Genomic DNA, 22,314 nt, shown 5'->3' with positions numbered 1-22,314 from the left:
GGTCACGGCTGGAGCCGGCTGATCTCCCAGCCGTCGCCGTCTCGGTCGTAGCGCAGTCGCTCGTGCAGCCGGTCGGTGCCGTTGGCCCAGAACTCGACGCTCGCGGGCTCGAGTCGATAGGCCGCGAACGACTCGGGGCGCGGCAGGGGCCGCTGCGACTCGCCCAGCTGCCGCGCCCTGGCCCGCAGCTCGGCGACGTGGTCGAGGCCGTCCAGCGGCAGGCTCTGTCGGGAGACGGAGCTCATGGCGTGGGTGAAGACGGGCCGCGCGGACCAGAGGACCTCCGCCTCGGCGTCGGACAGGCGGTGCACGGGGCCGGCCAGCGTGATCTGCTGGCTGGTCTCCCTCCAGTACAGGACGCCGGCTGCCCAGGGATTCTCGGCCAGCTCCCGGCCCTTCTGGCTGTCGGCGTGGGTGATGAAGACGATCCCGGCATCCGTCACCGAGTTGATCGCCACGATGCGGGAGGATGCGCGGCCTTCGCGGTCGGCGGTGGCCAGCGCCAGCGCGCGTGGCTCCCGTACCCCGTGGGCGACGCTGCTCTCCAGCCACGAGCTCAGCAGCCCCATCGGCTCGGGGGGCGGCGTGAGGAACTCGGGGAAGGAGACCTCGACGGTGCCGGTGAGCGTCTCCGAACGGCGGCTGGAGCCATGGCTGTTCGGAGCTTCGTCCAGCTGGGACAGGTCAGACATGCAGAACCCCTTCGAGTGCGACGACTCCATGGCCGAAGACCTCGACGGAGTCGACCCGGTTGCCCTCTCCGTGCACGAGTGCGCCCATGGGAGAGGGGCGGCCCATCTCGACGCCCTGCGTGATCTCTACGGGCTGCCCGTAGGTGCCGAGGCCGTGGCGGGCCAGGTGGATCGCGATGGGTCCGGCAGCTGAGCCGGTCGCGGCGTCCTCCACGACCCCGTACGCCGGCGAGAACATGCGGTTGCGCCAGGAACTCCCGGACCCGGCGATGCAGTTGGTCGCCATGTCCGGGAAGCGGGCCAGGGCCCGGTGGTCGGGGTCGACCTTCGACAGGGCTTCGACGCTCTCGAAGCCGACCAGGACGTGCCGGGGGCCGTTGCGGTAGATCTCCACCGGAAGCGTCGACTCACTGACGCCCAGTGCTTCCAGGAGCTCGTCGGCGCGGTCGAAGGGCTGCCACACGGGCACCGGCTGGCGCATGCGCGCCGAGACGGCCTTGCCTTCCTCGCGTTCCAATGCGAAGGGGATGAGGCCCATGGCGGTCTCGATCTTCAGCCGGTCGGCGTCGGTGCGGCCGCCCAGTGCGATGGCGGTGCCGAGCAACGGGTGCCCGGCGAAGGGAAGTTCGTTGACCGGGGTGAAGATCCGTACGTGGTGGTCGCCGTCCTGCTCCGGGCGGCGTACGAACGTGGTCTCCGAGAGATTCATCTCCCGGGCTATGGACTGCATCTGCTCGGTGGTCAGGTCGTCGGCGTCGAAGAACACCGCGACCGGGTTGCCGGTCAGGGGTCGTCTCGCGAACGCGTCGACAACGACATACGTATGCATGGTTTCTCCCACTCGTCGTAGGAACTTCGCCGTGCCGCACCCGGGATCGGGCGCCGGGACAGGCGGGGAGAGCCGGGCCGGCGCGCGGGGGAAGGCGCCGACCCGGCGGTCCTGGGGGGGGATGGATCCGGCGGCTCGGGCGGATCAGGCCGTCGCGCCGCCGGACCCTGCCGGGCGGATTCCGGCCGCCGGGATCAGGGCCGGGCCGGGGGTCCGGGCCGGCGCGAGCAGGCCGGCCAGGGTCGTGCCCACGATGCGGGGCCCTTCCCTGGTGAGCACGGACTCAGGGTGGAACTGCAGGGAGGCGAAGCCCGGACCGAGCAGCGCGTGCACCTCTCCGGTGGCCGGGTCCCGGCTCACGCGGACCGGGCCGATGCCGTCCGCGTCGAACTCGTCCCGCCCGCTGACGAGGGCGAAGGTGTTGTAGAAGCCGACGCGTTCGGTGGCGCCGAACAGGTCGATCTTCTTCTGCACCCCCTGGTTGGGCACCGCCCTGCGGCGCAGGGGCAGCCCGAGCCGGAGCCCGAGTACCTGGTGGCTGAGGCAGACGGCGAGGAACGGCCTGCGTTCACGCAGGAGGGTGCCGACCGCCGTGTGCAGGTGCCGCATCTTGGGGTGTGCGGTCTCCTGCGGGTCCCCCGGCCCCGGCCCCATCACGACCAGGTCATAGCCCTCGACGTCGTATTCCTCGTCGTAACGGCGGACCGTCGCCCGCAGTCCCAGGGACCGCAACTGCTGGTCGATCATCGACGTGAAGGTGTCCTCGGCGTCCACGACAAGCACACTGCGCCCGGCCAGTTCCGGCAGTGATGACGCGCGTGCCTCCACGTCGGACAGCCAGAACCCGGCGATGGACTCGTTGCGCAGTTCCAGTGCCCGGCGCACGTGCGGATGTTCGGAAAAACGTTCCTTCTCGTCGCCGTTGAGGGCGGCGACGAGTCCGGCCGCCTTCGCGCGGGTCTCCGCGGCCTCGGAGGCGGGGTCGGAGTGGCGCACGATGGTGGCGCCCACACCGATGCCGATGCGTCCCTCGCAAGTGATGTCCGCGGTGCGGATGAGGATCGCGGAGTCCATGACCCGCTCCCCGTCGGCGTCCCGCCCGATGAGCGCGGCGACGCCGCTGTAGTAGCCGCGGCCTTTGGGCTCGTACTGCTGGATGATGCGGCAGGCGCTTTCCAGCGGGCTGCCGGTGACCGTGGGAGCGAACATCGTCTCGCGCAGGATGTCGCGCACGTCGTGGTCGGTGCTGCCCTCGATGAAGTACTCGGTGTGCGCGACCCTGGCCATTTCCTTGAGGTAGGGACCCACGACGCGGCCGCCCGTCGCGCAGATCCGGGCCATCATCTTGAGCTCCTCGTCGAGGACCATGTACAGCTCGTCGGTCTCCTTGCGGTCGCCGAGGAACTCCAGTACGCCCGACAGTGTGGGGCCCGACGGCGGATACCGGTACGTGCCGCTGATGGGGTTCATGACGGCCGTGCCGCCCTGGAAGCTGACGTGCCGCTCGGGTGAGGCGCCGACCAGGGTCCGGGTGCCCGTGTGGATCAGGAACGTCCAGTGGGCACCCGACTCGCGCTCGAGGAGCCGGCGGAACAGCGCGGGGGCGCTGTGCGGTCCGTAGTCCGTGATGTCCGCGACGAAGGTGCGTTTGATGACGAAGTTCGCGCCCTCCCCCGTACCGATCATCTCCTTGACGATGCGGCGCACCACGTCCTCGTACGCCTCGTCGTCGACGTCGAAGTCTCCGCCCGTCAGCGGGGTCGGCACATCGGGGATGCGTGCCAGTGCCTCGCCGAGCGGCAGCCGTTGCTGGCCGGTGAGGGTCATCGCCACCATCGGCGTCCCGTCGTCGGCGCAGGCGAAACCGCGCTCGGTGAGCTGCCGGTAGGGGACGACGACGAGGACCTCGTGGTGGGCACCGGCACCGGCGTCCCGTGCCGGGGGCAGCGGGATGTCGGCCAGCGTGACGGGCAGGGACACCGAGCCCGTCAGGACCTCCACGACGTCAGGGCCGATCGTGCCAGGACGGTGCAGCAGGGCGAACGGCTCCGACGGATCCTTCAGGACCCGGTCGAGCAAGTCGGCGGCCGTCTCGCGCCCGGGATGCGGCTCGTACGTCATGAGAACAACGCCTTGGCCGTGGTGACGAGGGCACAGCGCTCGGCGGCGTAGGTGAGCGCCGAGCGGTGGTACTCCTCCGAGAAGTCAGCCGTGGCGTCCGCGACGACGAACGGCTGGATGTCGTGTGTGAAGGCGTCGACGGCGGTGGCCAGCACGCCGACATGGGCGTATACGCCGCACAGGACGAGTTGGTCGCGGCCCTCGGCACGCATCCGCTGGAGCAGGTCGGTTTTGAAGAAGGCGCTGTAGCGCCACTTGGTGAGCTGCCAGTCGTGCTCGGCCGGCGCGAGGTCCTCGACCACTTGACGGTCCGCGGGCTCGGCTCGCATGCCGGGACCCCAGAAGTCCTTGAGCAGTCCGCGCTCGTCGTCGGTCATGCCGCCCGGCTGGGCGGTGTAGGCGACCGGGATGCCGAGTTCGGCGCAGCGGTCGCGCAGGTGTGCCGCGTTGCGGACCAACTCGTGGCGCACGCTGTCGGGGAAGGGCTTGAGGAAGTACCGCTGCATGTCGTGGACCAGAAGGACCGAACGCTCGGGTTCGGCGTTCCAGGGCACGACGGCCGGGGGGAGGTCTCCCTCAGTGGGTAACAGGTAGGCCTGTATGGGGGGAATGCCGGTCATGGCTCCAGTTCCTGGCTTGGTGCGCGTGTGCTTCGTGAGCAGCGCTGAGCAGGGAGTGAGAGTCGTGAGATCAGGCGGACCAGATGGATCAGGCGGTCCAGGCCGACACCACGGAGAGGGCCTGCGACGGGTTGAGGCGGGGATCGCAGAACGAGGTGTAGCGGTCACCGACGGAGTCGAGGTCGGCCTCGGTGAAGGCGCACTCGGTGACGTCTTCCGGTGTCGTCTCCAGGTGCAGTCCGCCGGGGACGCCGCCGCCGGCGCGCACGGCCTGGACGAAGCGGGACACCTCGAGCGAGACGGTCTCCACCAGCCGGGTCTTGTAGCCGCCGGGCGCGGTGACGGTGTTGCCGTGCACGGGGTCACTGAGCCAGACGACGGGGTGACCCGCGCCCCGCACGGCTTCCACGAGGCGGGGCAGCCGGTCGCCGACGGCGTCGGCTCCCATCCGTGCGATGAGGGTGAGCCGCCCGGGGTCGCGCCACGGGTCGAGCTTCTCGCACAGGGCGAGGAGTTCGTCGGGCTTGATCGTGGGGCCGACCTTGCACGCCACCGGGTTGCTCACCTCCGCGAGCAGGGCCACGTGGGCGCCGTCGACCTGGCGAGTGCGCTCACCGATCCACGGCCAATGAGTCGAGCCCAGGAACATCCGGCCCTTGTCGTCCATGCGCAGCATGGGCATCTCGTAGTCGAGCAGCAGCGCCTCGTGGCTGGTCCACACCAGTGGCTCCACGACCTCGCGTCCCGCGGCGCGGTCGCGCCACCCCAGGTGCTCGACGATGTCACAGGCGGCCATGTAACCGGTGAGGATGCGCAGGGGATCAGGTCGGCGCCGCTCGGGGTCGGGCTCCGGGCCGTTGACCATGTGTCCCCGGAATACGGGGAGTTCGGCGCCGTCGATCACTTCGGTGGGCTGGGAGCGGGGCTTGGCGAACTGCCCCGCTATACGTCCTGCCCGCAGGACGGGTTTGCCGGTGATCAGGCCGAGCGACCCGGCGAGCAGGTCGAGCAACGCGATCTTCCGTGCGACATGGTGGCGTGTGCATTCCCGCGGATCTTCGGCGCAGTCACCGGACTGCAGCACCATGGCTTCATCGAGCGCCACCTTGCCCAGCAGAGTCCGCAGTGTGGCCAAGTCGTCGGCCTGTACAAGAGTGGGGCGCGCGGCGAGTGACTCACCTACCCGACTGACCTGTAAAAGGTCACTCCAATCGGGCTGCTGCAATGCCCCGCGGATACGAATCTCCCGTTTTACGTCTTCCAAGACGCACTCCGATCCAGCGGTGTTGTTTGCTTGTCAGGTGGGTATTCCGGTGCGCTTGATTTCCGGAACCGGAATTCCGAGCGCACGCAGCTGCTGGAACGGGTTCATGAACTCCCGCTCCCGCTTGATCTTGCCGTTCTCCAGCTCGAACGAGTGCAGGAAGTGATTCTCGTAGTACCCCTCGGGGTAATCGCCGAAGAGAATCTTTCCGCGCCCGTCGCACTCGACCCAGAAATGATTGGGGTCCTGGGTCTCGAAGATCTGGATGTTGTACCACTCCCAGTCCGGGAAGCACTTCAGTGACCAGACCGCGTGTTCGGCCAGCCGGTCACGGCCGTGGGTGGCGACGGGCTCGCCGGTGTCGGTGGTCCACAGGCCACCGACGCCATCCTCGGTGAACAGCTCGTGCCGGCGCAGCCGGTCCTGGCCCCTGGTTTTCATGTAGCGCTCGACGGTGGCGCGGTTGATGCGACGCAGCTCGACCTCGTCGCTGAATCCCTGAGAATTGACGGATTCCGACACGACGTTCCCCCTGTCTGTGGTTTTTATGGCTGATTGAATCAGCGGCGCCAAGCGATCACCGCTAACCCTGACGCAGAAAGCGAGCTCTCGCAACAGCAACCTGTGAACTGTTTATGAAGTCTTTACATCGAGAAGTCGTGGCGGTTTTGGCCGAATCTTGATCACGGCTCAGAAAAGCGGTTGACTGCATCGCAAAACTACGTCGCGGGGTAATAGGTGAAAAGTGTGCAGGCACACGACGCCCCGCCCCACGGGACGGTGGGGCGGGAGCGTGGTCGTCCGTCCGGCCGGGCGGCGCTCAGCCGGCGGGCACGATCGAGCCTTCCCGTCCGCGTGAGAGGTGGCCCTTCAACGTGAAGCCCGGTGCGCCTGCCTCGTCCGGGCTCAGGCCGATGCCCCGGTCGATGAGTCGTCGGGCCGCGAGGTGGTCCGCGGGACGGTTGACCGACTCCACCGCCTGCAGCTCCTCCCCACGGAAGAGAAGTACCGAGAACGCGTCGGGATCGTCTCCGATCACCACCTCCGTGTCGTGCTTCTCGTCAAGACCTGCGATCTGCAGGGTGGTGGCGAACTGGTCACTCCAGAACCATGGCAACTCGTCGTAGGCACGGGACGTCCCGGTCAGCCGCTCGGCGACCAGCCTGGCGTGACCGACGGCGTTCTGCACTGATTCCAGCCGCAGCCGGGTGCCGTAGCGCATGTGCCGGAACGCCGCGCAGTCCCCGATGGCCGAGATACGCGGATCACTGGTCAGCAGGCGGGAGTCGACCGTGATGCCGCCGTTCACCGCGAGGCCGGCCGCGGCGGCCAGTTCCGTGCGCGGGGCGACGCCGACACCGATGAGGACCAGGTCGGCGGGCAGCCTGCGGCCGTCGGCCAGTTCCACGGCCGTCACGCCTTCGCGGCCGTCTCCGTGCAGGGCCGCGACGCACTGGCCGAACAGCAGCTCCGTGCCCGCCCTCCGGTGCAGCCGGGTGAAGTGTTCGGCGGTGGTCGCCGAGACGACACGGGCGAGCGGGCGGTCGAGCGCTTCCACGACCGTCACCTCGCAACCCGACTCACGTGCCGCCGCCGCGAACTCCAGACCGATGAACCCGGCCCCCACCACGACCGCGCGCCGGGCGGTGGCGAGCGACGCCCGCAGCGCGGCGGCGTCCCGCAAGGTGCGCAGGGTGTGCACGCCGCGCAGCCTCGCCCCCGGCACGTCGAGCATGCGCGGCTGAGCCCCGGTGGCCAGGACGAGATGGCCGTAGTCGTACCCGGAGCCGTCGGCGAGGCGGACGGTGCGGGTGACCGGGTCGATCACCCGCACGGTGCCCTTGACCAGGTCGATCGACTGGCGTGTGTAGTACGTCATGGGCCGCAGCCACAGCTGTTCGTCGCTGACGTGCCCCTCGCCCTTGAGGTGCGCCTTGGACAGGGGCGGACGCTCGTACGGTAAGGCGTCCTCGGCGCTGATGAGCGTGATGCCTCCCGGGTAGCCGCGTTCGCGCAGGGACGCCGCCGTCTCATAGCCGGCCTGGCCGGCGCCCACGATGACGACGGAGGTGGGCTGTGCGCAGGCCGCCATCAGTTCTGCCGTTCGGGGAGGTGGACGATCAGGCCGTCCAAGGCCTCGGTCACCTTGAGCTGGCAGCTGAGCCGGCTGTTGGGCCGGCGCGGGCAGGCGGTGAAGTCCAGCAGGTCGTCCTCGTTCTGCTGCGCCGGCTCCAGCTTGTCGAGGGTGGTCTCGTCCACGTAGACGTGGCAGGTGGCGCACTGCGCGTTGCCGCCGCACTGGGCGACGATGCCGTCGATGTCGTTGAAGACGGCGCCGCGCATGACGCTCGTGCCGAAGGGGACGTCGACCGAACGCTCGGTCCCATCGACGGCGACGTACGTGATTTTGGGCATGACGGAACTCCTCGATGGCATCCGGTCGTGCGCGAGGGGCGCCGTGGCATGGATGCCGGTCAAGTGGGAAGCGGAAGATGCGGAGGGCGCCACCGATGGTCGATGGGGGGGACGTCACACCCCTGCCAACTCGCCATCTCACACGGGCCGTTCGGACACGCGACGTCCTCGGCCAGAGTCAGGGCAGCGCGCTGGAGCGTAGCAGAGGAGTTTACGGCGCGCTAGGACGGATGGCGGGCGCTGCTCCGGACGGGCAGCCGGTGGGTCATGAAGGGCTTGCTGGTGATGAACTCCCTGAATTTCAGGGCTGCTTCGGACAGGTGAGCGTCGCGGTTCCACACCAGGCGGAGCACTCGGTGGCAGTCGGGCGCATCCACATGCACCCAGGCCAGCGGGATGCGTGTACCCACCCGGCGGGACATCGCCGGGATGAGGCCGATACCGAGGCCGGCGCTGATCAGGTCTCCGCTGGCGCCCGGTTCGTCACCCTCGCAGGACAGCACCGGCGTCAGGCCCTCGGACGCGAACAGCCGGTCGAGCAGGACGCGTTGCCAGCCGCTCCGGGTGGTGACGAAAGGCTCGTCGGCGATCTCGGGGATGGTCACGCTGTCGCGTCCGTCGAGCCAGTGCCCGTGCGGCACCCCGAGCAGCACCTCCTCGCGAACGAGCTCGATCGACTCCAGGTGGGCGCCGGTCAGCGGCTGCGAGGCCACGCAGAAGTCGACCCTGCGGGCCCGCAGTTGGCGATCCATCTCGTCCGCGTCCGACTGGAAGAGCCGGACGTCCGCACGGGGGTGGGCGGCCCGGAAGCTGCCGAGCAGCGAACTGATCGTCAGCAACGTCTCGGAGGCGACGCTGACCCGGCCGAGTCCCGTGTCACGGGCGTCGCGCAGGGCCCTGCGGCCGTCGTCCAGCTCACTCAGGGCGCGGTCGACGTGCCGCAGGAAGATCGCGCCGTACTGGTTCAGCCGGATACGGCGGCCCTGGCGGTCGAAGAGCGGGGAGCCCAGCTCGGCCTCCAGGCGCGCGATGGCACGGCTGAGTGAGGGCTGGGCGATGCGCAGCTCCTCGGCGGCACGGCTGATGTGCTCGTAGCGGGCGACGGACTGGAAGTAGCGCAACTGGAGCAGATCCACGGTTCACCTTCGGTCATACCTTCTGGGTTATCAACACATAGCAAAACCGGTCTTGGAATGCATAAGCGATTTTCTCTACGGTCTTTCTCGGGGTCACCGCACAGGTGACGGGCAACGGCGCCCGGCACCTGCACACGCGAAGCGAGGGCCCCGCACCCGCCCCACTCGTCCTGCATCCACCCGCCCCACTCGTCCTGCATCCACCCGGCCACCCGTCCCTCAGGAAGGTCGCACCATGAGCGCTGCGGAACTGGCCCGACTCCAGTTCGCGGCCACGACCACCGTCCACTGGCTGTTCGTGATCCTCACCATGGGGCTCGTCCCCCTGGTGGCGATCATGCACACCCGGGCCGCGTTCACCCGTGATCCCGCCAAGAGAGCCGTCCGGGAGCGTATGACCCGCTTCTGGGGCCAGCTCTACGTCATCAACTACGCGGTCGGCATCGTCACCGGCCTCGTCATGGAGTTCCAGTTCGGGCTGAGCTGGAGCGGCCTGAGCAAATTCGCGGGCAACGTCTTCGGCGCCCCGCTGGCACTGGAAACCCTCATCGCCTTCTTCGCCGAGTCCACCTTCCTCGGCATGTGGATCTTCGGGTGGGGACGTATGCGACCAGGCGTGCACGTCACGCTCATCTGGCTGGTCACGCTGACCGCGTACGCCTCCGGCTTCTGGATCCTGATCGCCAACGGCTTCATGCAGCACCCCGTCGGCTACGAGGTGCGCGACGGCGTCGCCTACCTGACCGACTTCGGGGCCCTGCTCACCAACCCCAATGCCCTGATGGCCCTCGGCCACCTCACCCTTGGCGCGTTCACGACGGGCGGGGTCTTCGTCGCCGGCATCAGTGCCTTCCACTTCGCCCGGGGCACGAAGGAGACGCAGCTGTTCCGCGAATCCCTGCGGCTGGGCGTCTGGGTGGGCATGCTCGCCTCGTTCTTCGTCATCATCGTCGGCCAGCTGCAGGTCCCGGTGCTGGACCGGACCCAGCCCATGAAGATGGCCGCCCTGAACAACGACGGCGTCGCCGATCTGCAGGCGCAGTTCGTCAGGGAGCACGGGCCCGGCAACTACGTACCCCCGCACGACTGGCTGCGGATCTCGATGGACACGATGACCATCATCGGCAACAGCGTGTCCACCATCACGTTCATAGCCGTCTTCCTGCTGTGGAAGGACTGGCTGGTGCGCTGGCGTCCCCTCGCGTACCTGATGACGGCCATGATCCCGTTCCCCTTCATCGCCGCCGTGGGCGGCTGGGTCTTCCGCGAGGTCGGGCGCCAGCCCTGGATCGTATACGGCGAGTTGACGGTCGAGGACGCGCTCTCCCACGTCAGCAGGGCCTCGCTGGCCGTGTCCTGCGCACTGTTCATCGCCGTCTTCGTCGCGCTCGCGGTGACGAACTGGACCCTGATCGCCCGCTTCGCCCGCCGCGGCCCGGACGCGACCCAGCTCGGTACTACCGAGCCGCTCGCCGACGACATCCCCGGCAGCGGCGCCGACGGCAAGCAGGCGGTCCCGGCCTTCTGAGCCGGTCCCACCGGCCTGGTGCACAGACGAACCTCCCTGCTGAGACGGAAAGTTGAACGACATGAGTCTGGAGACCCTCTGGCTGGGCCTGCTCGGCCTGCTTCTCGCCGGGTACTTCGTGCTCGGCGGCTACGACTACGGCGTACAGATGCTGCACCCCTTTCTCGACGCCCGGGACGACCGGAAGGTGGAGCGGGCCGGCCGGAACGCCGCACTTGACGCCATCGCGCCGTTCTTCCTGGGCAACGAGGTCTGGCTGGTCGCCTTCGCCGGTGTCCTGTTCGGGGCCTTCCCGCACCTGGAGGGCACCCTGTTGTCCGGCCTGTACCCGCTGATCGTGGCGATCCTCGTCGGACTCGTCCTCGGTAACGCCGCGGTCCAGCTGCGCGGCCGCGCGCAGAGCGCCCGCGGCCGCCGCTGGTGGGGCGCTCTGATCGTGTTCGGCGGCGCGCTGCCCGCGCTGTGCTGGGGACTCGTCCTGGGCCTGCTGCTGCACGGCGTGCCCCGCCGGTCCGACGGCAGCTTCCACATCGGCTTCGGCGAGGTGTTCTCACCGTTCGTGTTCACCTGCGGGGTCACCACCGCGCTGCTCTTCGCCGGGCACGGGGCCGCCTTCGTCGCACTGCGCTCGGCCCCCGAACTCTCCGCCAGGGCACGGCGACTGGGCGCGGATCTGGTGCTCGCGGCCGGTGCCATCGGTCTCCTTCCGCTGCTGCTGACCCTCTTCGGAGCGGGCGCCTCGATGACGAACCGCGCGACCTCGGCGATCATCGCCACCCTGTTGGTGGCGGCGCTCGCCGGCGCCTGGTGGTATCTGTCCCAGGGGCACCACGTCCGGGCGTTCGCGGCCACGTGCTGCGCGACGCTGCTGCCCGTGGCGCTCGTGGGGGCGGGCCACTACCCGTACGTCCTGATCAGTTCGGCCGGGGCGGGACTGACGATCGACCAGGCCGCCGCGGACGGTGCCACCCTGAAGATCCTTTCCGCCTTCGGCGTCGCGCTGATCCCGACGATCATCGCGTACCAGGCGTGGAGCTGGTGGGCATTCCGGGGACGGACGGGCCACCGCCATCCCAGCTACTTCTGAGCCGGACACGCGCCGTACGAGGGGACCCCGAGATGAAGCCGGTCGAGCGCCACCTGTTGCGGGAAGTCCCGGCGCTGCGGCGTCACATGACGTACTCGACGGCGCTGGCCCTGCTGGGTGCCGGACTCGTGATCGCTCAAGCGGCCCTGCTGGCGAGGGTCCTCGCGGACGGCTTCGCCGGACATGCGGTGCGGGTCGCGCCCCTTGCCGCGCTGGCCGCCGTCATGACGCTGCGCGCGCTGCTGACCTGGGCGCGCGGGGCCCTCGCCCAACGTGCCGCGGCGGGCGCCAAACACACGCTGCGGGACCGGATCACCGGTCGGCTGAAGCACGCCGACCCGCTGCGCCTGGCGGCCCGCCGCCACGGCGAAACGGCCACACTGCTCATCCGCGGCCTCGACGCCCTGGACCCGTACGTCGTCGGCTACCTGCCCACGATGACGGCCACCGCTGTGGTTCCCCCCACCGTCGTGGCCTGGCTGTGGTGGACCGACTGGACCTCGGCGCTGATCATCGTCGTGACGCTGCCGTTGATCCCCGTGTTCGGTGCGCTGGTCGGCATGCACACCGCCACGCGCACCGCCCGGCAGTGGCGACTGCTGGCCAGACTGGGCGGCCACTTCCTGGATGTCGTCGCCGGACTGCCGACGCTGCGCGCGTTCGGCCGCGAAGGACACCAGACCCGGGTGGTGGGCGAGATGGCCGACGCGCACCGGCGGGCCACCATGCGGACTTTGCGGGTGGCGTTCCTGTCCTCCTTCGTCCTGGAAACGGTCGCCACCCTCTCCGTGGCCCTGGTGGCCGTCCCCGTCGGGCTGCGGCTGCTCGGCGGCGAGCTCGATCTGCGTACGGCCCTGACCGTCCTGTTCCTCGCCCCCGAGGCGTATCTGCCGCTGCGTGCCGCGGGCGCGGCCTTCCACGACAGCGCCGAGGGCATCACGGTGGCCGAGCGGGTCTTCGCCGTCCTGGACGATGCGGAGGCAGTGCCCACGACGCGCACCAGCCGCACGCCCGCCCCCGACGCCCGCACGGCGCTCCTGCGCCTCGACCGGGTCACGGTCCACCACCCGGACCGCGCCGAACCCGCCCTCCTGGATGTCGGCCTCACCGTCCGCCCCGGCGAGCACGTGGCCCTGGTCGGCCCGAGCGGCGCGGGCAAGTCCACGCTGCTCTCGCTGCTTCTCGGCTTCACGGCCCCCACGTCCGGCCGGGTCACCGTCGACGGCACCGACCTCAGGGACATCGACCCCGACGCGTGGCACGCCCAGGTGGCCTGGGTGCCGCAACGCCCACACCTGTTCGCGGCGTCCGTCGCGGACAACATCCGCCTCGGTCGCCCCGGCGCGGGCCACGCCGAGGTGCGGGCGGCGGCCCGCGCCGCCTCGGCCGACCGCTTCATCGAGGAACTGCCGGACGGGTACGACACCGTGCTCGGCGAACACGGCGCCGGGCTTTCCGCCGGCCAGCGTCAGCGGATCGCCCTCGCCCGCGCCTTCCTCAAGGACGCACCCGTGCTGCTCCTCGACGAACCGACCGCCCACCTCGACCCCGAGAGCGAGGCAGCCGTCACGCGCGCCACGGCCGACCTCATGCGCGGCCGGACCGCGGTCGTGGTCGCGCACCGCACGAGTCTGCTGCCGTACGCCGACCGGGTCGTCTCGGTACGAGCGGGCGAACTCACGCTCCCGGAAGGGCTGTTGGCCTCATGACCCCCCACCCCTCCGTCCCTGCGCGCGCCCCCCTCCCCACCGTCCGCCTCCTGCGTCACCTCCTGCCGTACTGGCGCAGGCTGCTGCCCGCCGCGCTCGCCGCGGCCGGCAGCGAACTCGCTGCCGCCGCGCTGATGGCCACCGCCGCCTGGCTGATCACCCGCGCCGCGCAGCAGCCGCCGATCGCCTCGGTGAGCGTCGCGATCGTCGCTGTACGAGCCCTGGCCCTGGGGCGCGGAGCCTTGCGCTACACCGACCGGCTCCTCGGCCACGACGGAGTACTGCGGGCCGTCGCCGGCTTCCGTACCAAGGTGTACGAGACCCTGGTGCCGCTCGCCCCGGCGGGCACCCCCGCCTTTCGCAGCGGTGACCTGCTGACCCGCCTCGTCGACGACGTCGACGCCGCCCAGGATCTGCTGCTGCGGGTGTTGATCCCGGTCGTGGCAGCCGGCGCGGTCACCGCGACCGCCACCGCGACGGCCACGGTGCTGCTCCCCCAGGCAGGTGTCCTGCTCGGGCTGCTCCTGGCCGTCGCGGGGCTGCTCGTGCCCGTCCTGGTGCTTGCCCTGTCCGGCCGCGCGGGCCGTGCGGAGAAGACGGCTCGCGCCGAACTCGCCTCTCTCACCGTGGACTTCACCCAGGGAGCAGCGGACCTCGCCGCGTACGGCGCCCGGGACCGCGCCCACGAGCGGGCCCGCGGCGCCGCTGCCCGGATCGCCGCGCTGGAGCGCCAGGGCGCCTTGACCACCTCGCTCGCCACGGCCGCGGTGCTGCTGTTCCAGGGTGGGGCGACAGTCGGTGTCACCTGGCTCGCGCTGCGCGCCCACGCGGCCGGCGCGCTGCCCGCCGTACACCTCACCGTCCTCGCCGTCCTCGCGCTGGTCTCCTTCGAGGCTCTCGCGCCGCTGCCTGGCGCGGCCCGCCGCCTCGCCGCGGTGCGGGCCTCCGCACACCGGCTGGCCGACCTCATGGACACGCCACCCCCGGTCACCGACCCGCCCGCCCCAACCCCGCTCGCCGTCGATGAGCCGCTCGACGTGGACATCACCGACCTGCGGGTACGCCACCGTCCCGACGGACCCTGGACGTTGGACGGCGTGACCCTCCGGTTGCCGCCCGGCCGCCGGGTCGTGCTCCTCGGCGCCAGCGGGTCCGGCAAGTCGACGTTGATCGCGGCGCTCATGCGGTTCCTCCCGTACGAAGCCGGCAGCATCCGCGTCGGGGGACGCGAGCTGCGCGACTGCGCGGGGGCCGACGTCCGCCGCGCGATCACCGGCATGACTCAGGACGCGCACGTCTTCCACACCACGATCCGCGCCAACCTGCTCCTGGCCCGCCCCGACGCCACGGACGCCGACCTGCGCGAAGCGGCCCGCAGGGCGCGGCTCCTGGACTGGATCGAGTCGCTGCCCGACCGCTGGGACACCCTCCTCGGCGGAGACGGCGCCACGATGTCGGGCGGTCAGCGCAGGCGCCTGCTCCTGGCCCGCGCGCTGCTCGCCGACCCGCCCGTCCTCGTCCTGGACGAACCCACCGAGGGACTCGACCCGGACACCGCCGCCGCGGTGCTCGCCGACATCCTGGACGCCACCCGCGGCCGTACCACGCTCCTGGTCACCCACGAGCGCGGGGGCCTCGCCGCCGCCGACGAGATCGTGACCCTCGACCACGGCCGGATCCGTCCCGTCACCCAGGACGGCCTTGCCCGCATGGCGCTCTGAAGCGACTCGGAACATGCAGGGCCGCTCAGTGCGCGGGACCGCAGCACGCGTTTCGCACCGTGCGGCCGGTGCCCGCCCAGTGCGTCTGCTCCGCCGCCACCGCCGGCACGGATGCGATCAGCTCTGGCTGCTCGTACAGAACTCCGCCACGCATCACGGACACGGTCCGCACCAGTGACTCGAAGTCCTCGAACGGGTCACCGTCCATCACCACCAGGTCGGCCAGCTTGCCGGCCTCCAAGGGCACGGCCCCGTCACACGCGAGGGCCTGGTCGCCAAGCTACTTCTGGCCGCGCGGGCCACTGAGAATCGGATCCGGCAGGCACACGTTGACCGCCGCAACAACATCACCATGGTCCCTGGGAACAGCACCCGCCGCCAGCGCCGCTCCGCGATCGCCTCCCTCTTCGCTCACACCCGGGCCTTGGACATGACAAGGGCGGCACCGCTCCTCGACTCCCCGCCGATCAAGCGCGACCCTCGCAACTCCGGCGCCGGACTCACGGGACGGGACATCGAGAACCTGCAGTTCCACGCCGAGCGCGGCATGCCCGCGACCCGGCACGCCGCCCTCCTCGCACTTCTCCTTTCGGGACTGAACAGTGCCGAGACCGCAGCAGCCACCACCACCGACCTCGACCTGCCTGCAGCCGAGGTCAGCACCGCTGGCGGAACCCGCACCCACCACCGAACCTGCCCACTGAATGAGTGGGGCGTCTACGTCCTGGGCTTGCGTGCCGCCCGCCTCGATCGCGCCGGGCACGGTCCGCACCGGCTGGTCACCAGCACGAAATCCTCGCGGTACGGCGCCAGGCCAGTGTCGGCGCTGGCTTCAACGACATCGCCCGCAATGCCGGACTCGCCACCCGTAAGCGCAAGGCCGAGCCCCGCGACATCACCCGCTACGTCGCCAGGCAGGTCCTGCACGAGACCGGCCGGTTGTCTGAGGGCGCTCGCCGCCTGGGTCTGTCCTCCCTCGATGCCGCGGCCGGCCTGGCCGGTCTGGCCTGGCCGGTCTGGCCTGGCAGAACGGGGAGGCCTCCACATGAGTCGACACAAGACCACGCCGGCCAAAGGGCCCGTCACAGCCGAGGCAAAAGGGCAGAAGGACCAGCCCACGTACATCTACGGCGCCATTCCCGACGACGCCTTCGGCGCCAAGACCGACCGACCACCGCCCAAAGGCCCCGAAGCACCTCCGCTCCCCCAGGACGAGCGGTTCGAGTACCTGGTGAACAACCCGGGAATGATGAGGGAATCCGGCAAGCGCACCAGCCGCATCTACCCCGAGCGCCACCAGGTCCTGCACGGCGACGCCACCGTCGCCGCCCCGCCCTCCTCCCACACCGAGCACGAGTAGATGAAATTACCGGTGAGATTCGAACCCACCACAGGCAAGAAACGCTTCAACCGCACCGAACATCTCCGGCAGGTCCCGCCCGACACACCCGCAGGCCGCCGCCTCAAAGGGTTCCGCCAGGACAGCGAATCCACACATTCACGATTCGACCAGAGCTACCCACATAAAAGGGTCCCCGCGTACGGAGCCAATGGGGCCCTCCTCATCTACATCGGCTACGCCTGGCTGAAAACTCCGTCACACGGGTCATGCACCACCAGGCGGCTCTTGTCACCTGAAACCGCGCCCCTCCCGGGCCCATCTGCTCAGCACACGCTCCGGTGCCCCCGACCCGCACAACACAGGAGCCAGTGATCAGACACCGACGCCGATCTCACCTGACCCGCTACACTGTCGGCGGTGGCCCAGACCTCACCGGTCTGTCCGCCCTGTCGGCAGCAGGCCTGAAGCCCACCGCCATTCGCGCCGGGTTTTAGACACGTTTTCCGACAGATCCCCGCCTTCGTAGCTCAGGGGATAGAGCACCGCTCTCCTAAAGCGGGTGTCGCAGGTTCGAATCCTGCCGGGGGCACCAGCCAAACGGCCCCGGACCGATCATGGTCCGGGGCCTTTGACATCTACTTCTGACATCAACGCGGGCGGTCACTCGCGGATGGGGCGTCGCCTGAGCAGGCGATCCATGTGGCTCATGGCTTCGCGCTGCGTGTCCTGCACGACGTGCGTGTAGACGTCCATGGTGATGCTGATCTGGGAGTGGCCGAGGATCTCCATCACCACGCGGGGCGCGACTCCGGCCGCCGTGAGCAAGGTGGCCGTTCCATGGCGAGCGTCGTGCAGCCGGATCACACGGAGGCCGGCGGACTGGGCGACGCGGGTGAAGGAGCGGTACAGGTTGCGCGGCTCGACAGGCCGACCGGTGCGGGTGGCGAAGACGTAGTCCGACTCCTGCCACCTCTCCCCCGCCTTGGCGCGAGCGTCCGCCTGCCGCAGGCGATGCCAGCGCAAGGGTGCGATGCAGAGAGCAGGCAGAGGGACTGCGCGGCGACGGCGGCTCTTGGGATCGTCGTCATACAGGACACCACGGCGGCGCTGGACCTGGTGGCGGACGTAGAGGACGCGATTGTCGAGGTCGACGTCCGACCAGCGCAGGCCCACGATCTCTCCCCGGCGGAGTCCCATGGCGATGGCGAGGACGAAGGCCGCGTAGAGCGGATCCTTGCGGGAGGCCGTGAGGAAGTCGAGCGTCTCGTCGAGGGCCCATGGGCTCAGGTCGGGCTTATCCGTGCGGGGCGGCTCGACGAGCTTGGCGACGTTACGCGTGATCAGTTCCTCGCGGCAGGCTGAGGACAGCGCCGAACGCAGAACTCGGTGCGATTCCTTGGCCGTTGCGGCGGTGGTCTCCTTCTCCAGCCGGACGAGGAAGCGGCGGACGTCGGCGACGCCGAGCGATTCGAGCCGCTTGGAACCGAGTAGGGGCACCAGATAGAGCCGGACGTGCGCCTCGTACTTGTCGAACGTGCTTAGCTTCCGCCGGGGCTTGATGACGTTGTCCAGCCAATACGGGAGCCAGTCCGAGAGCTTGGCCGACTTTGTGGGCACGGGCACGCCCTGGTCGACTTTGTCGAGCAGCTCGCGGCGCTTGGCGTCGCACTCGGCCCAGGTCTTGCCGTAGGCGAACTTACGGGCACGTGTGCCGTCCGGCTGGAGGACGTACACCGCGCACTGGAAGCGCCCGTCCTTCCGCTTGGTGATGGTGCCCGCCCCGTTGGGGTTCCGCTTGCGTTGCTGGGCCATCAGGCGGCCGCCTCCAATTCGTTGGTGATGTACTCCCGAACGGCCCGCGCGGGTATGCGACGACACCGGCCGATGGTGATCGAGGGCAGACGACGGGAGCGGATGAGGTCGTAGACGGTGGAGCGGCCGAGCTTGAGCCGCTCCATCACGTCAGGCACCGTCAGCAGTTCGTCGTCATGCATGGGTCGGCTCTCCTTCCGTTCCGGGGACAGGTTCAAGGGATGCGGCAAGCCAGGCTTCGATGTCCGAGAGGCCGGTTCCTGCGAAGACCCAGTGCGCGAGGACGTACGTCGTCTCGGGCTCGGGGCCGTTGGCTGCTGCGGCTTGGGCTCGGCGCCATTCGGCGCGGGCGTCGCGGAGGGCGCCGAGGGTGGTGGAGTAGCGGCGGGACTTGGTGGAGAAGTGGCCGCGGAATCCGAGCATGTGGGCCCAGGCGCGCAGGCGGAGGTGTTCGAGGTCCTTGCGGGCGCCGAGGAACCATGCGGTGCGGATCATGCGGCGGGCGTGGTCGCTGATGTCGAGCTGAGCGAGCTCGGCGGCGAACTTGAGCGGCCGGTCCAGAGCTCCCGTCGCGGTCTCCGCACCCTTGGTGGCGTACTTGGCGATGTAGGCGGCAACGGCCCGTTCGGTCAGCTCCTGGCCGTCGTTGAAGTCGGCCGAGCGGATGGTGCGTACGTCGAGTTGACGGCCGAAGGTGAAGGTGTGGGTGCGGCCCTCGATGACCGGGCCGTCCACGCGAACCCTGGCAGCGGCAGCCCGGATGGCGTCCGTGAGCAGCTCGGCGGTTGCCCAAGCAGGGGGTGAGGTGTCACCGCCGCTGGGGCCGTCGATGCGAATGACGGCATGGAAGTGGACCGCGCCGCGCTTCTGGTACTCGGCGACCTTGGCGAAGGACACGCGCGCATGCTCGCGGAAGCGGCGCTGGGACAGGCCGGCTCGCTTGGCGACCTCTCGCCGCAGGTAGGTGGAGAAGCGCCGCCACAGCGGACCAGCGTGGGCGTTCCACAGCACGGCCGCTTCGTAGTCGTAGGTGTCCGGGGCGAGTGGGGAGCCGAGTACGTCGTCGTCCTGGTCGTGATGGGTGCCGCAGCGGCACGGGCGCCCGCTGGAGGGGCGGTTGTGGACCGGGCCGAAGCTCGGGGCGGTGAAGGTGGCGAAGACGCGGGGGTGGGCGGCGACGTGGTCGGGGATGCCCTTGCCGCCGCGCAGGCCGGAGGTGATCAGGTGGAAGGTGTCGCGGCGGTAGACCTCGGCGCATGCCGCACAGCGGGTCGTGCGGCGGTTGTTGCAGCGGACGAGGAGTTGCCCGGCCGGGAGGCTGGTCGAGTCGAGGCGGTGGAGGACGTTGCCGATCTCGCCGGTCGTGGTGTCGACGTCGTACTCGGTGCGGTGGCCGTCGAGGCGGATCGGGTTGGTGCAGCCGCCGAGTCCGGAGAGTTGGCGGAGGATACCCGGCAGCGTGCCCTGCGCAGCCAGGTTCGCGAGTTCCGGAAGTGGGGGCGGAGTGGTGCGGGTGAAGATGGCGTTTCCCCTTCTGGCTGGCTCGGTTGGGAGGAAGGCGCCGGGGCGGCGAAATGCTTGGTCCTGTGCCGCCGCCCCGGCGGCCAGCTCGGTTCAGCGGCGGTGGTGGTCGCGCAGTATGGAGCGCAGGACGACGGCGGTGACGGCTACGGAGATGGCCGTGACTGCGACGGCCGCCAGGAGCGCGGTGAGGACGACCCCGCCGACGACCAGGGCCACGACGGTCTTCTGATCGATGGAGACCGACGGGAGCGAGCGTCGTACGGGCGCCGTCCCGGTCGGGGTGGGAATGTGCGCGGGCGGCGGGGTCGGGCTGTCGGGGTACTTCGGGAGGAACACGGTCGCGGTCTCCTTGTCTGCTCGTCTAGGTGTGTGAGCCGTTTATGACGGTCACGCCGGAGCGCGTGCCGGACTCGATGGCGGGTGCGAGGAAGGTGCGGGAGAGCCAGAAGCCGAAGAGGGCGATCAGGACGACGATCCAGACGCGGACGCCGAGGAACCTGACTGCTCCCCAGGCGAAGAAGCCGAGGACTACGACGAGCGGCAGGCTGACGGTCACGAGCGCGGGTCCTTTCAGCGGGCAGGGCAGCGGTGGGTGCGGGCGGCCAGCTCGGCGGCGGCGCGGCCGTCGTAGTCGGTGGAGAAGCCGCAGCGCGGGGCGGTGCAGGCGGCGGTGTGCTTCTCCTGGCCCCGGCCGTCGTAGTACGTGCCGACCCGGATGGGGCCGATGCGGACGACGTTGCGGAAGCGGCGGTTGGCGGTCACGCAGGTCTCCTTCAGAGGTGGGTGGCGATGGCTTCGGCCATGGGTGCGGGGACTCCGAGACGGGTGCGGAGGGTCGGGGTGTCGATGGGTGTTCCGGTGCGGGTGTGGTGTTCGGCGGCGACCTTGCGGGCGTGGGCGACCAGGGCGGCCGGTACGGGCAAGGCGGGACGCTCGGTCGGCTCATGCTCGTCGGCCGGGTGGGGCGGGACTTGTTCGGCGGCCGGGTGTGCAGGCGGCTCGGGACGGAGTTCTGGTGCCTCCGCGCGGTCGTGGACTTCGTTGTCCTTGTCGGGGTCGGCGGCCTGGTCGAGGGTTGTCGGCGCGGAGTGCGCGAGGAGCGTGCCGCCGAGGAAGGCGACCGCGGGCCAGCCCGCGACGAGGATGCGCAGCCAGGCAGGGACGTGGTTCATGTCGAGGAGGCCGGCAGTGGCGACGTTGGCTCCGAGGGAGGCGGTGAGCGCGATGACGAACCAGCACCACCCGGCCGCTTTGGCTTCCCCGGACCGCAGTCGGCGCCAGGCTGCGACGAGCAGCAGGTCGACGCTGATCGGGTAGGCCCAGGCTTTCCATCCGTCCTGCCCGGCCGCCGAGGCGATGTCGTGCAGGTGGGCGAAGGACAGCGCGGCAGCGATTACGGCTTGGATGAGCACCGCGTCAACGCGGGCCAGTTGGGCGCGCATGATGCGGCTCCTTCCGGATTCAGGCATGGGAGGGGTAGGGACTTGGCGTGAGGCGGTCACGCCGGCCGGGGTTGGTGGAGGAGGTCAGCCGGTAGCCGGGCGTGGTTCGGCGACCGGGGCCGGAGATGTGACCGGCCGTACGGCCACCTCTGGCAGGAAGGGCTTGAGCGCGGGCACGTCCGGCACCAGGTGTGCGGACTTTCGGCAGGCCGCCGCCGCATCGCTGAGGGACAGGTACGGCGTGCGGATGCGTGACCAGCCGCCGGATGTGTCACCCGCGACGGCCAGGCCGGGGCGTTCAGGTGCGATGGCACAGGCAGCCGAGACCGCCTCGGGGGCGATATCGCCGAGCGCCATCTTCGCGGAGGCTTCGTCGTTCACTCGGTGGCAGACGCGACCGGTCAACTGAGCCCGCAGCATGGTCGCGCCCTTGCCCAGCTCGGCGCCGAAGCGCTGCCCGCAGACCTCCAGATAGATGCCGGCCGCACGGCCGAGCTGGGCGAGCCGGATGAGCTGGGTGACCATCTCGTCGCGCCGTTCCTCGTCCTTCCTTGTTGCGACGAGGAAGAGTTCGGCTACCTCGTCCACGAGCAGCACGAGGGGGACAGGGCGTTCGGACTCGGGCAGTCCCCAGACGTCGGAGGTGATCTCTTCGGCCGGGGTGTCCGGGGCGATGCCTGCCGGGCCTTGATCAGGTCGTAGCGGTCCTCCATCTCCTTCACGAGCACGGGCAGCAGGTCGGCTGCCTGTTCCGGTTCGGTCGCCAGCGCGGAGAAGCGGGAGGCGAACGGCGCCAGCTCCACACCGCGCTTGCAGTCGATCCCGACCAGGGCGACCGGCTGAGGGGCGAGTCCGGCAATCAGGTGCCGCAGATACATGGACTTACCCGACAGCGTGGCGCCGAGGGTGAGTTGGTGGGGCACGGTCCGGTAGTCGCGTATGAACGGCATGGCGTCCTCCCGCAGGGCCACCGGGACCTGAGAGGGCGTTAAGTCCCGTTCCTGGTGATGTGGTGTCGCCCGTTCGTGGGTGATGGGGTGGTTCCTCCCTCGCGTCATGTCGTGTGCATGAT

22 protein-coding genes, 1 tRNA gene and 1 pseudogene are annotated in these 22,314 nt (G+C 69.9%); 6 read left to right on the top strand and 18 right to left on the bottom strand.

Annotation, left to right across the window (positions count from 1 at the left end; translation table 11 throughout):
* Positions 1-2 precede the first annotated feature (2 nt).
* The 9 genes from phzG to ACWD1U_RS34920 form a co-directional block, all read right to left on the bottom strand.
* Positions 3-692 (bottom strand): phenazine biosynthesis FMN-dependent oxidase PhzG, encoded by a 690-nt coding sequence (gene phzG, locus ACWD1U_RS34960; protein WP_451113386.1) that lies wholly within the window; start codon positions 690-692, stop codon positions 3-5.
* A complete protein-coding gene (locus ACWD1U_RS34955; protein WP_451113385.1) occupies positions 685-1,521 on the bottom strand; it encodes a PhzF family phenazine biosynthesis protein in 837 nt (278 codons plus the stop codon). The genes phzG and ACWD1U_RS34955 overlap by 8 nt, the downstream gene beginning before the upstream one ends.
* A 144-nt stretch (positions 1,522-1,665) precedes the next feature.
* Positions 1,666-3,642 carry an anthranilate synthase family protein gene (locus ACWD1U_RS34950; RefSeq protein ID WP_451113384.1) on the bottom strand — a complete coding sequence of 659 codons (1,977 nt, stop codon included), beginning with the start codon at positions 3,640-3,642 and terminating at the stop codon, positions 1,666-1,668.
* Positions 3,639-4,262, bottom strand: coding sequence for an isochorismatase family protein (locus ACWD1U_RS34945; protein WP_451113383.1), 624 nt, complete (start codon positions 4,260-4,262; stop codon positions 3,639-3,641). Before ACWD1U_RS34945 ends, ACWD1U_RS34950 begins: the two co-directional genes overlap by 4 nt.
* Positions 4,263-4,350: 88 nt before the next feature.
* The gene (locus ACWD1U_RS34940; protein ID WP_451113382.1) at positions 4,351-5,526 is read right to left on the bottom strand and encodes a 3-deoxy-7-phosphoheptulonate synthase; all 1,176 of its coding nucleotides are present in this window, start codon (positions 5,524-5,526) and stop codon (positions 4,351-4,353) included.
* Positions 5,527-5,559: 33 nt separating this feature from the next.
* Positions 5,560-6,048 carry a PhzA/PhzB family protein gene (locus ACWD1U_RS34935; RefSeq protein WP_451113381.1) on the bottom strand — a complete coding sequence of 163 codons (489 nt, stop codon included), beginning with the start codon at positions 6,046-6,048 and terminating at the stop codon, positions 5,560-5,562.
* Between the two features lie 298 nt (positions 6,049-6,346).
* Positions 6,347-7,618: an NAD(P)/FAD-dependent oxidoreductase gene (locus ACWD1U_RS34930; protein ID WP_451113380.1), complete on the bottom strand. Its 1,272-nt coding sequence runs from the start codon at positions 7,616-7,618 to the stop codon at positions 6,347-6,349.
* A complete protein-coding gene (locus ACWD1U_RS34925; RefSeq protein ID WP_451113379.1) occupies positions 7,618-7,941 on the bottom strand; it encodes a 2Fe-2S iron-sulfur cluster-binding protein in 324 nt (107 codons plus the stop codon). Before ACWD1U_RS34925 ends, ACWD1U_RS34930 begins: the two co-directional genes overlap by 1 nt.
* Positions 7,942-8,162: 221 nt before the next feature.
* A complete protein-coding gene (locus ACWD1U_RS34920) occupies positions 8,163-9,077 on the bottom strand; it encodes a LysR family transcriptional regulator (protein WP_451113378.1) in 915 nt (304 codons plus the stop codon).
* 235 nt (positions 9,078-9,312) lie between these two features.
* On the opposite strand from ACWD1U_RS34920, the gene ACWD1U_RS34915 reads away from it, so the two are divergent.
* The 4 genes from ACWD1U_RS34915 (at position 9,313) to cydC (ending at position 15,122) form a co-directional block, all read left to right on the top strand.
* Positions 9,313-10,605, top strand: coding sequence for a cytochrome ubiquinol oxidase subunit I (locus ACWD1U_RS34915; RefSeq protein WP_451113377.1), 1,293 nt, complete (start codon positions 9,313-9,315; stop codon positions 10,603-10,605).
* 61 nt (positions 10,606-10,666) lie between these two features.
* Positions 10,667-11,692, top strand: a complete 1,026-nt coding sequence (gene cydB / locus ACWD1U_RS34910; protein ID WP_451113376.1) for a cytochrome d ubiquinol oxidase subunit II — start codon at positions 10,667-10,669, stop codon at positions 11,690-11,692.
* A gap of 32 nt (positions 11,693-11,724) precedes the next feature.
* Positions 11,725-13,401 carry a thiol reductant ABC exporter subunit CydD gene (cydD, locus tag ACWD1U_RS34905; protein ID WP_451113375.1) on the top strand — a complete coding sequence of 559 codons (1,677 nt, stop codon included), beginning with the start codon at positions 11,725-11,727 and terminating at the stop codon, positions 13,399-13,401.
* Positions 13,398-15,122, top strand: coding sequence for a thiol reductant ABC exporter subunit CydC (gene cydC / locus ACWD1U_RS34900; RefSeq protein ID WP_451113374.1), 1,725 nt, complete (start codon positions 13,398-13,400; stop codon positions 15,120-15,122). The genes cydD and cydC overlap by 4 nt, the downstream gene beginning before the upstream one ends.
* A 25-nt stretch (positions 15,123-15,147) precedes the next feature.
* Here the strand turns inward: cydC and ACWD1U_RS34895 are convergent, their stop codons facing one another.
* Entirely contained in the window at positions 15,148-15,369 is a 222-nt protein-coding gene (locus ACWD1U_RS34895) for a hypothetical protein (RefSeq protein ID WP_451113373.1), read from the bottom strand.
* A gap of 798 nt (positions 15,370-16,167) precedes the next feature.
* On the opposite strand from ACWD1U_RS34895, the gene ACWD1U_RS34890 reads away from it, so the two are divergent.
* Positions 16,168-16,482: a hypothetical protein gene (locus ACWD1U_RS34890; RefSeq protein ID WP_451113372.1), complete on the top strand. Its 315-nt coding sequence runs from the start codon at positions 16,168-16,170 to the stop codon at positions 16,480-16,482.
* A 498-nt stretch (positions 16,483-16,980) separates the two neighbouring features.
* A tRNA-Arg gene (locus ACWD1U_RS34885) sits at positions 16,981-17,056 on the top strand.
* 68 nt (positions 17,057-17,124) lie between these two features.
* Here the strand turns inward: ACWD1U_RS34885 and ACWD1U_RS34880 are convergent.
* The 8 genes and pseudogenes from ACWD1U_RS34880 to ACWD1U_RS34845 form a co-directional block, all read right to left on the bottom strand.
* Positions 17,125-18,276 carry a tyrosine-type recombinase/integrase gene (locus ACWD1U_RS34880; RefSeq protein ID WP_451113371.1) on the bottom strand — a complete coding sequence of 384 codons (1,152 nt, stop codon included), beginning with the start codon at positions 18,274-18,276 and terminating at the stop codon, positions 17,125-17,127.
* Positions 18,276-18,458, bottom strand: coding sequence for a helix-turn-helix domain-containing protein (locus tag ACWD1U_RS34875; protein ID WP_086602848.1), 183 nt, complete (start codon positions 18,456-18,458; stop codon positions 18,276-18,278). The genes ACWD1U_RS34880 and ACWD1U_RS34875 overlap by 1 nt, the downstream gene beginning before the upstream one ends.
* Positions 18,451-19,752: a replication initiator gene (locus ACWD1U_RS34870; RefSeq protein WP_451113437.1), complete on the bottom strand. Its 1,302-nt coding sequence runs from the start codon at positions 19,750-19,752 to the stop codon at positions 18,451-18,453. Before ACWD1U_RS34870 ends, ACWD1U_RS34875 begins: the two co-directional genes overlap by 8 nt.
* Before the next feature lie 138 nt (positions 19,753-19,890).
* Positions 19,891-20,136 carry a SpdD protein gene (locus tag ACWD1U_RS34865; protein ID WP_451113370.1) on the bottom strand — a complete coding sequence of 82 codons (246 nt, stop codon included), beginning with the start codon at positions 20,134-20,136 and terminating at the stop codon, positions 19,891-19,893.
* Between the two features lie 25 nt (positions 20,137-20,161).
* Positions 20,162-20,356: a hypothetical protein gene (locus ACWD1U_RS34860; protein WP_053670608.1), complete on the bottom strand. Its 195-nt coding sequence runs from the start codon at positions 20,354-20,356 to the stop codon at positions 20,162-20,164.
* A 14-nt stretch (positions 20,357-20,370) separates the two neighbouring features.
* On the bottom strand, positions 20,371-20,562 hold the full coding sequence (locus ACWD1U_RS34855; RefSeq protein ID WP_451113369.1) for a mobile element transfer protein: 192 nt from the start codon (positions 20,560-20,562) through the stop codon (positions 20,371-20,373).
* Between the two features lie 11 nt (positions 20,563-20,573).
* Positions 20,574-21,242, bottom strand: a complete 669-nt coding sequence (locus ACWD1U_RS34850; RefSeq protein ID WP_451113368.1) for a DUF2637 domain-containing protein — start codon at positions 21,240-21,242, stop codon at positions 20,574-20,576.
* A gap of 84 nt (positions 21,243-21,326) precedes the next feature.
* A pseudogene (locus tag ACWD1U_RS34845) lies at positions 21,327-22,314 on the bottom strand (FtsK/SpoIIIE domain-containing protein); the annotation flags it as partial.

This window comes from Streptomyces sp. NPDC002788 (assembly GCF_053592115.1).
Note: the sequence above shows the minus strand (reverse complement) of the source record. Positions and strands in the feature narration are given on the sequence as shown.

What these genes read in the sequence shown, in the direction of transcription:
- phzG (WP_451113386.1), bottom strand. Translation starts at nt 692, where the DNA reads ATGTCTGACCTGTCCCAGCTGGACGAAGCTCCGAACAGCCATGGCTCC.
- ACWD1U_RS34955 (WP_451113385.1), bottom strand. Translation starts at nt 1,521, where the DNA reads ATGCATACGTATGTCGTTGTCGACGCGTTCGCGAGACGACCCCTGACC.
- ACWD1U_RS34950 (WP_451113384.1), bottom strand. Translation starts at nt 3,642, where the DNA reads ATGACGTACGAGCCGCATCCCGGGCGCGAGACGGCCGCCGACTTGCTC.
- ACWD1U_RS34945 (WP_451113383.1), bottom strand. Translation starts at nt 4,262, where the DNA reads ATGACCGGCATTCCCCCCATACAGGCCTACCTGTTACCCACTGAGGGA.
- ACWD1U_RS34930 (WP_451113380.1), bottom strand. Translation starts at nt 7,618, where the DNA reads ATGGCGGCCTGCGCACAGCCCACCTCCGTCGTCATCGTGGGCGCCGGC.
- ACWD1U_RS34925 (WP_451113379.1), bottom strand. Translation starts at nt 7,941, where the DNA reads ATGCCCAAAATCACGTACGTCGCCGTCGATGGGACCGAGCGTTCGGTC.
- ACWD1U_RS34915 (WP_451113377.1), top strand. Translation starts at nt 9,313, where the DNA reads ATGAGCGCTGCGGAACTGGCCCGACTCCAGTTCGCGGCCACGACCACC.
- cydB (WP_451113376.1), top strand. Translation starts at nt 10,667, where the DNA reads ATGAGTCTGGAGACCCTCTGGCTGGGCCTGCTCGGCCTGCTTCTCGCC.
- cydD (WP_451113375.1), top strand. Translation starts at nt 11,725, where the DNA reads ATGAAGCCGGTCGAGCGCCACCTGTTGCGGGAAGTCCCGGCGCTGCGG.
- cydC (WP_451113374.1), top strand. Translation starts at nt 13,398, where the DNA reads ATGACCCCCCACCCCTCCGTCCCTGCGCGCGCCCCCCTCCCCACCGTC.
- ACWD1U_RS34890 (WP_451113372.1), top strand. Translation starts at nt 16,168, where the DNA reads ATGAGTCGACACAAGACCACGCCGGCCAAAGGGCCCGTCACAGCCGAG.
- ACWD1U_RS34880 (WP_451113371.1), bottom strand. Translation starts at nt 18,276, where the DNA reads ATGGCCCAGCAACGCAAGCGGAACCCCAACGGGGCGGGCACCATCACC.
- ACWD1U_RS34875 (WP_086602848.1), bottom strand. Translation starts at nt 18,458, where the DNA reads ATGCATGACGACGAACTGCTGACGGTGCCTGACGTGATGGAGCGGCTC.
- ACWD1U_RS34850 (WP_451113368.1), bottom strand. Translation starts at nt 21,242, where the DNA reads ATGCGCGCCCAACTGGCCCGCGTTGACGCGGTGCTCATCCAAGCCGTA.